This is a genomic window from Streptomyces viridosporus, assembly GCF_002078235.1.
GTDB classification, from domain to species: Bacteria; Actinomycetota; Actinomycetes; order Streptomycetales; family Streptomycetaceae; genus Streptomyces; species Streptomyces viridosporus.
Map to the genome: position 1 here is coordinate 1 of NZ_MSGP01000493.1, position 6,529 is coordinate 6,529.

General features: G+C 73.2%; 7 protein-coding genes. 6 read left to right on the plus strand and 1 reads right to left on the minus strand.

Annotated elements, in window-relative coordinates; all coding sequences use genetic code 11:
• Nucleotides 1-119: 119 nt before the first annotated feature.
• Together B7L92_RS30120 and B7L92_RS30125 are read left to right on the plus strand one after the other, a co-directional pair.
• Nucleotides 120-794: a response regulator transcription factor gene (locus B7L92_RS30120; protein WP_081240517.1), complete on the plus strand. Its 675-nt coding sequence runs from the start codon at nt 120-122 to the stop codon at nt 792-794.
• A gap of 75 nt (nt 795-869) precedes the next feature.
• On the plus strand, nt 870-1,298 hold the full coding sequence (locus tag B7L92_RS30125; protein ID WP_081240518.1) for a PaaI family thioesterase: 429 nt from the start codon (nt 870-872) through the stop codon (nt 1,296-1,298).
• 76 nt (nt 1,299-1,374) lie between these two features.
• Here the strand turns inward: B7L92_RS30125 and B7L92_RS30130 are convergent, their stop codons facing one another.
• Entirely contained in the window at nt 1,375-2,397 is a 1,023-nt protein-coding gene (locus tag B7L92_RS30130; RefSeq protein ID WP_081240519.1) for a Gfo/Idh/MocA family protein, read from the minus strand.
• A gap of 128 nt (nt 2,398-2,525) precedes the next feature.
• Here B7L92_RS30130 and B7L92_RS30135 point away from each other — a divergent pair, with 128 nt between their 5' ends.
• The 4 genes from B7L92_RS30135 to B7L92_RS30150 all read left to right on the plus strand — a co-directional run bounded on the left by B7L92_RS30135 (nt 2,526) and on the right by B7L92_RS30150 (nt 6,325).
• Nucleotides 2,526-3,263: a GntR family transcriptional regulator gene (locus tag B7L92_RS30135; RefSeq protein ID WP_174704041.1), complete on the plus strand. Its 738-nt coding sequence runs from the start codon at nt 2,526-2,528 to the stop codon at nt 3,261-3,263.
• Nucleotides 3,264-3,453: 190 nt separating this feature from the next.
• Nucleotides 3,454-4,458, plus strand: a complete 1,005-nt coding sequence (locus B7L92_RS30140) for a sugar ABC transporter substrate-binding protein (RefSeq protein ID WP_026084755.1) — start codon at nt 3,454-3,456, stop codon at nt 4,456-4,458.
• The gene (locus tag B7L92_RS30145) at nt 4,455-5,537 is read left to right on the plus strand and encodes an ABC transporter permease (protein WP_255311207.1); all 1,083 of its coding nucleotides are present in this window, start codon (nt 4,455-4,457) and stop codon (nt 5,535-5,537) included. Before B7L92_RS30140 ends, B7L92_RS30145 begins: the two co-directional genes overlap by 4 nt.
• Entirely contained in the window at nt 5,534-6,325 is a 792-nt protein-coding gene (locus B7L92_RS30150; protein ID WP_081240521.1) for an ATP-binding cassette domain-containing protein, read from the plus strand. Before B7L92_RS30145 ends, B7L92_RS30150 begins: the two co-directional genes overlap by 4 nt.
• Nucleotides 6,326-6,529: the final 204 nt, after the last annotated feature.

A 6,529-nucleotide genomic window follows, 5' to 3' on the forward strand; every position in this document is an offset into this window, starting at 1 on the left:
GCACCGGGGCCGGGGAGCGGCGGTGAGCCGCGCGCCGGACGCGCCGGCGGGGAACCTCCCTACGGAGCCCGGCCGCCCGGCGTGTCCATGCCCCGCCCCACCGTGATTACGTACCTCCCATGACTGCGATCAGAGTGCTCCTCGTCGACGACGACCCCCTGGTGCGGGCCGGGCTGTCCTTCATGATGGGCGGCGCCGAGGACATCGAGATCGTCGGTGAGGCCGCCGACGGCGGCGAGGTCGAGGCACTCGTCGACCGCACCCGCCCGGACGTCGTCCTCATGGACATCCGGATGCCGACGGTGGACGGGCTCGCCGCCACCGAGACGCTGCGCCGGCGCGCGGACGCCCCGCAGGTGGTGGTGCTCACCACCTTCCACGCCGACGAGCAGGTGCTGCGGGCCCTGCGCGCGGGTGCCGCCGGTTTCGTCCTCAAGGACACACCGCCCGCCGAGATCCTCGCCGCGGTGCGCCGGGTCGCGGCCGGTGACCCCGTCCTGTCGCCCGCCGTCACCCGTCAACTGATGGAGCACGCGGCCGGCACCGCCGCCGACACACGGCGCGCGCACGCGCGGGAGCGGATCGCCGCCCTCAACGACCGCGAACGCGAGGTCGCCGTCGCGGTCGGCCGGGGCCTGGCCAACGCCGAGATCGCCACGCGGCTCTTCATGAGCGTGGCCACGGTCAAGACCCACGTCTCCCGGACCCTGGCCAAGCTCGGCCTCAACAACCGCGTACAGCTCGCCCTGCTCGCCCACGACGCCGGGCTCCTGGAGGACACCGAGGGGCGGTAGCGTCGTGCGGGCGCGCCCCCTCCGCCTCCCGTCCGCCCCCGACCCGTCCGCCGCCCGAAGGAGCCCCGGCCTCCCATGACCGCACCTCCCGGACTCGACCTCGCCACGGCCCGGCAGGTCCTGCACGCCCAGCCCTTCAGCCGGCTGCTCGGCGCCCGCCTCACCGCCTTCGGGGACGGCGCGGCCACCCTGGAGATCGACATCCGCGAGGAACTCCACCAGCAGAACGGCTTCCTGCACGGCGGCGTCCTCTCCTACGCCGCCGACAACGCCCTCACCTTCGCCGCCGGCGCCGCGCTCGGCCCGCACGTGCTCACCGGCGGCTTCTCCGTCCAGTACCTCCGTCCGGCCGCGGGGCGGACGCTGCGCGCCCGCGCGGAGGTGGTGCACGCCGGGCGGCGCCAGGCGGTCGTCCGCTGCGACCTGCTCACCCTCGCCGAGGACGGCACGGAGACACTGTGCGCGGTCGCCCAGGGGACGGTCCTGCCGGTCCGGACGCCCTGATCCCGGCCCGGCGCGCCGCCCGAGCCCCCTCCTCGCCGGGCCCGGGCGGGCGCCGCGCCGCGCCCGCCTGCCCGCGTCAGTCGAACGCCGCGTCCGCCCCGCGCCCCAGCTCCGTCGGCCGGACGGCTCTGCGCTCCCGCCGGGACACTTCGCACGCCTCGGCGATCCGCAGCGCCCTCAGCGCCTCGCGCCCGTCGCAGGGGTTGGCCCGCTCACCCCGCACCACCTCGACGAACGCGTTCAGCTCCGCCTCGTACGCGGGCCCGAACCGCTCCAGGAACCCGGTCCACGGCTTGTCCGCGGGCGGCGGCCCGGTCGGCTCGGTGGACGCGATCGGCGTGCGGTCGTCCAGGCCGACGGTGATCTGGTCCCGCTCCCCGGCGAGCTCCATGCGCACGTCGTAGCCCGCGCCGTTCAGACGGGTCGCGGTGACCGTGGCGAGCGTGCCGTCGTCGAGGGTGAGCAGCGCCGCGCCGGTGTCGACGTCGCCCGCCTCCCGGTACGGCGCGGGTCCCGCGTCGGACCCGGCGGCGCAGACGTCCACGACCTCCCGGCCGGTCACCCAGCGCAGGATGTCGAAGTCGTGGATGAGGGTGTCCCGGTACAGCCCGCCGGACTGCGGCAGGTACCCGGCCGGCGGCGGCTCGGAGTCGCCGGTCGTCGCCCGTACGGTGTGCAGCCGCCCGAGCCGGCCCGAGCGCACCGCCTCGCGCGCCCCCGTGTAGCCGGTGTCGAAGCGGCGCTGGAAGCCCATCTGCAGGACGGTCCCGGCGGCCTCCACCTCCATGATCGCCTGTAACGTGCCCGCGAGGTCCAGGGCGATGGGCTTCTCGCAGAACACCGGCAGTCCCGCGCGTGCCGCCCGGCCGATCAGCTCGGCGTGGGCGGGCGTGGCCGTCGTGATCACCACGGCGTCCACGCCCCAGGTGAAGATCTCGTCCACCCCGGGCGCCGCCGTCTCACCGAGCCGGTGCGCGAGCTCCTGGGCCCGCGCGGGTTCCACGTCGGTGAGGATCAGCGATCCCACGTCACGGTGCCTGCTGAGCGTGCGAGCGTGAAGGCTGCCGATGCGGCCCGTACCGATGATCCCGATGCGCATGGAGACAAAGTGCGGCCCGTGCCCCTTCCTGTCAATCCGCATGTCCGGACAACCGAACTACACGACTTCCCGTCAACAGCGCACGGGACTACGCTCGGGCCGTGCCGAAACCAGAAGTGGACCCGACCGTGCAGCTGGAGCTGAGCGTGGACCGCAGCTCCCCCGTGCCGTTGTACTTCCAGCTGTCCCAGCAGCTGGAGGCCGCTATCGAGCAGGGCACGCTGACCCCCGGCAGCCTGCTGGGCAACGAGATCGAGCTCGCCGGACGGCTCGGTCTGTCCCGGCCGACCGTCCGCCAGGCCATCCAGTCCCTCGTCGACAAGGGCCTCCTCGTGCGCCGCCGCGGCGTCGGCACCCAGGTGGTGCACAGCCGGGTCAAGCGCCCCCTGGAGCTCAGCAGCCTCTACGACGACCTGGAGGCGGCGGGCCAGCGTCCGGCCACGAAGGTCCTGGTCAACACCGTCGTCGCCGCGTCCGCCGAGGTCGCGGCGGCCCTCGGGGTGGCCGAGGGCATCGAGGTGCACCGCATCGAGCGGCTGCGTCTCGCGCACGGGGAGCCGATGGCGTACCTGTGCAACTACCTGCCGCCCGGCCTGCTCGATCTCGGGACCGGACAGCTCGAGGCCACCGGCCTGTACCGGCTGATGCGGGCGGCCGGCATCACCCTGCACAGCGCCCGCCAGACCATCGGCGCCCGTGCCGCCACCGCGGCCGAGGCCGAGCGGCTCGGCGAGCAGACCGGTGCCCCGCTGCTCACCATGCAGCGCGTGACCTTCGACGACACCGGCCGCGCGGTGGAGTTCGGCACCCACACCTACCGGCCCTCCCGCTACTCCTTCGAGTTCCAACTGCTCGTCCGGTCCTGACGGCCGCGGGGCGGCGCGGGGCGCCGCACGGTGTTGCGCACTGCCCTTCGTCGCATTGTCCGGACAATATGACCGATGTCTGCTCCCCGAGCGGGAGCGCCTGATGCCCGTGTTCGAGAATGGGGCGTTTGGGTCCGGTGCGGTCATCGGCCCCAGGCACGACAGAACACAGCAAGAAGGGCACGGCCTCGTGGCACGGTTTTGGACCTGGGTGGGCGTCGCGGTGGCGGGGGCGCTGAGCCTCTCGCTCGCCGGATGCAGCAGTACCGGCGGCAAACGGGCGGAGGACGCCCGGGCGGCCGCGGCGACCCAGGGGAGGGCGGCGGTGGACACCCCCCGCTGGACCTTCGCGATGATCACCCACGCGGGGGACGGCGACACCTTCTGGGACATCGTCCAGAACGGCGCGGAGCAGGCCGCGGCGAAGGACAACGTCCGCTTCCTGTACTCCCACGACGACGAGGGCCAGCGGCAGGCGCAGCTCGTGGACGCGGCCGTCGACAAGAAGGTGGACGGGATCATCGTCACCCTCGCCAAGCCGGACGCGATGAAGGCGGCCCTCGCCCGGGCCCGCGAGGCCGGCATCCCGGTGATCACCGTGAACTCCGGTTCGGCCGAGTCCAAGGAGTTCGGCGCGCTCGCCCACATCGGGCAGGACGAGACGATCGCCGGTGAGGCCGTCGGCGAGGAGCTGAACGCGCGGGGCCGGAAGAAGGCCCTCTGTGTCCTGCACGAGCAGGGCAACGTCGGCCACGAGCAGCGCTGCGACGGGGTGGGGGAGACCTTCGACGGCACGCTGGTCCGGCTCCACGTCAACGGCACGAGCATGCCCGACGTCCAGTCGGCGATCGAGGCCCGGCTCCAGTCCGACCCCGGCGTGGACGCCGTCGTCACCCTGGGCGCGCCCTACGCCGACACCGCGGTGAAGGCCAAGGAGGGCGCGGGCAGCGACGCCGAGATCGACACCTTCGACCTCAACGCCAAGGTCGCCGCCGGGCTGAAGGACGGCAGCCTCGGCTTCGCCGTCGACCAGCAGCCCTACCTCCAGGGCTACGAGGCGGTCGACCTGCTGTGGCTGTACCGGTACAACGCCGACGTCCTGGGCGGCGGCCGCCCGGTGCTCACCGGCCCGCAGGTCATCACCGGGGACGACGCGGCGGCGCTCGAGGCGTACACGAAGCGGGGCACCCGATGAGCCGGGCGACCGCGGACACCACGGCGGGCGGGGAGACCACGGCCGTAGGGGCGGCAGCCGATGAAGAAAGGTTTCTGCGGGCCGGTTTCCCGCTCCGGCGGCTGCTGAGCCGCCCCGAACTCGGCTCCGTCGTCGGTGCGATCGCCGTCTTCTGCTGCTTCGCCCTCGTCGCCGACGGCTTCCTGCGGGCCTCCAGCCTCGGCACCGTGCTGTACGCGTCCTCCACGATCGGCATCATGGCCGTCCCGGTGGCGCTGCTGATGATCGGCGGCGAGTTCGACCTGTCGGCCGGCGTCCTGGTCACCTCGTCGGCGCTGCTGTCGTCGATGTTCAGCTACCAGATGACCGCCAACGTCTGGGTCGGCGTCGGGGTGTCCCTGCTGGTCACGCTCGCCATCGGCGCCTTCAACGGCATCATGCTGGCCCGTACCCGGCTGCCGAGCTTCATCGTCACGCTCGGCACCTTCCTGATGCTGACCGGCATGAACCTCGGCTTCACCAAGCTCGTCAGCGGCACCGTCTCCACCAGAACGATCGCCGACATGGAGGGCTTCGCCGGCGCACGGGCCCTGTTCGCGTCGACCTTCACCGTCGGCGGGGTCCACCTCAAGGTCACCGTCGTGTGGTGGCTCGCCCTGGTCGCCCTCGGCAGCTGGATCCTGCTGCGCACCCGCGCGGGCAACTGGATCTTCGCGGTCGGCGGCAACGAGCGGGCGGCCCGCGCGGTGGGCGTCCCCGTGGCCAGGACCAAGACCGGCCTCTACATGGGCGTGGCCCTCGGCGCCTGGATCTGCGGTCAGCACCTGCTCTTCAGCTACGACGTCGTCCAGTCCGGCGAGGGCGTCGGCAACGAGCTGATCTACATCATCGCGGCCGTCATCGGCGGCTGCCTGATCACCGGCGGCCACGGCAGCGCCGTCGGCTCGGCGGTCGGCGCACTGCTGTTCGGCATGACCAGCAAGGGCATCGTCTTCGCCGAGTGGAACCCGGACTGGTTCAAGTTCTTCCTCGGGGCGATGCTGCTCCTCGCGACCCTGCTCAACACCTGGGTGCGCCGCCGCGCGGAGGCCGTGAAATGACCCGGACCACCCGCCGTGCGCCCCTCGTGGAGCTGTCCGGCGTCAGCAAGCACTACGGCAACGTGCGCGCCCTGGAAGGGGTCTCCCTGGAGGTGCACGCCGGTGAGGTCACCTGCGTGCTGGGCGACAACGGCGCCGGCAAGTCCACCCTGATCAAGATCATCGCAGGGGTGCACCGGCACGACGGCGGCACGCTGGCCCTGGAGGGCGGGGCCACGCGCCTGTCCTCCCCGCGCGAGGCCCTGGACCGCGGCATCGCCACCGTCCACCAGGACCTGGCCGTCGTCCCGCTCATGCCGGTCTGGCGGAACTTCTTCCTCGGCTCCGAGCCGCGCACGGGCGTCGGCCCCTTCAAGCGGATGGACGTCGGCTTCATGCGCCGCACCGCCCGCGCCGAGCTCCTCCGGATGGGCATCGACCTGCGCGACGTCGACCAGCCGATCGGCACCCTCTCTGGCGGCGAACGGCAGTGCGTGGCGATCGCCCGCGCGGTGTACTTCGGCGCCAAGGTGCTGGTGCTGGACGAGCCGACGGCGGCCCTGGGGGTGAAGCAGTCCGGGGTGGTCCTGAAGTACGTGGCGGCGGCACGGGACCGGGGCCTGGGGGTCGTGCTGATCACCCACAACCCGCACCACGCGTATCTGGTGGGGGACCGGTTCGTGCTGCTGAAGCGGGGGACGACGGTGGGGAACCACCGGCGCGACGACATCACCCTGGACGAGCTGACCCGGCAGATGGCCGGAGGCACGGAGCTGGACGACCTGCGCCACGAGCTGCAGCGCGGCTGACGGTTCCGCCGGGGGCGGCGGGCGGTCGCGGGCCCCCGGCCGGCGGCCGCCCCGCTCCTGGGCCCGGTCCGCAAGCGCTGCGTCACTTCCCCGAGGCCGGCCGGTACGAGGCCGACGGCCGGGACCCGTCGTTCGGACGGGGCGGGGTCGGGAGGCGGGCCCGGTGTGATCCGGAGGACGGATCCCGGGTGTGCCGTACGGCAC

Bases quoted from the DNA above. Each gene is read 5' to 3' on its own strand.
- B7L92_RS30120 (WP_081240517.1), top strand. From the start codon at position 120: ATGACTGCGATCAGAGTGCTCCTCGTCGACGACGACCCCCTGGTGCGG.
- B7L92_RS30125 (WP_081240518.1), top strand. From the start codon at position 870: ATGACCGCACCTCCCGGACTCGACCTCGCCACGGCCCGGCAGGTCCTG.
- B7L92_RS30130 (WP_081240519.1), bottom strand. From the start codon at position 2,397: ATGCGCATCGGGATCATCGGTACGGGCCGCATCGGCAGCCTTCACGCT.
- B7L92_RS30145 (WP_255311207.1), top strand. From the start codon at position 4,455: ATGAGCCGGGCGACCGCGGACACCACGGCGGGCGGGGAGACCACGGCC.
- B7L92_RS30150 (WP_081240521.1), top strand. From the start codon at position 5,534: ATGACCCGGACCACCCGCCGTGCGCCCCTCGTGGAGCTGTCCGGCGTC.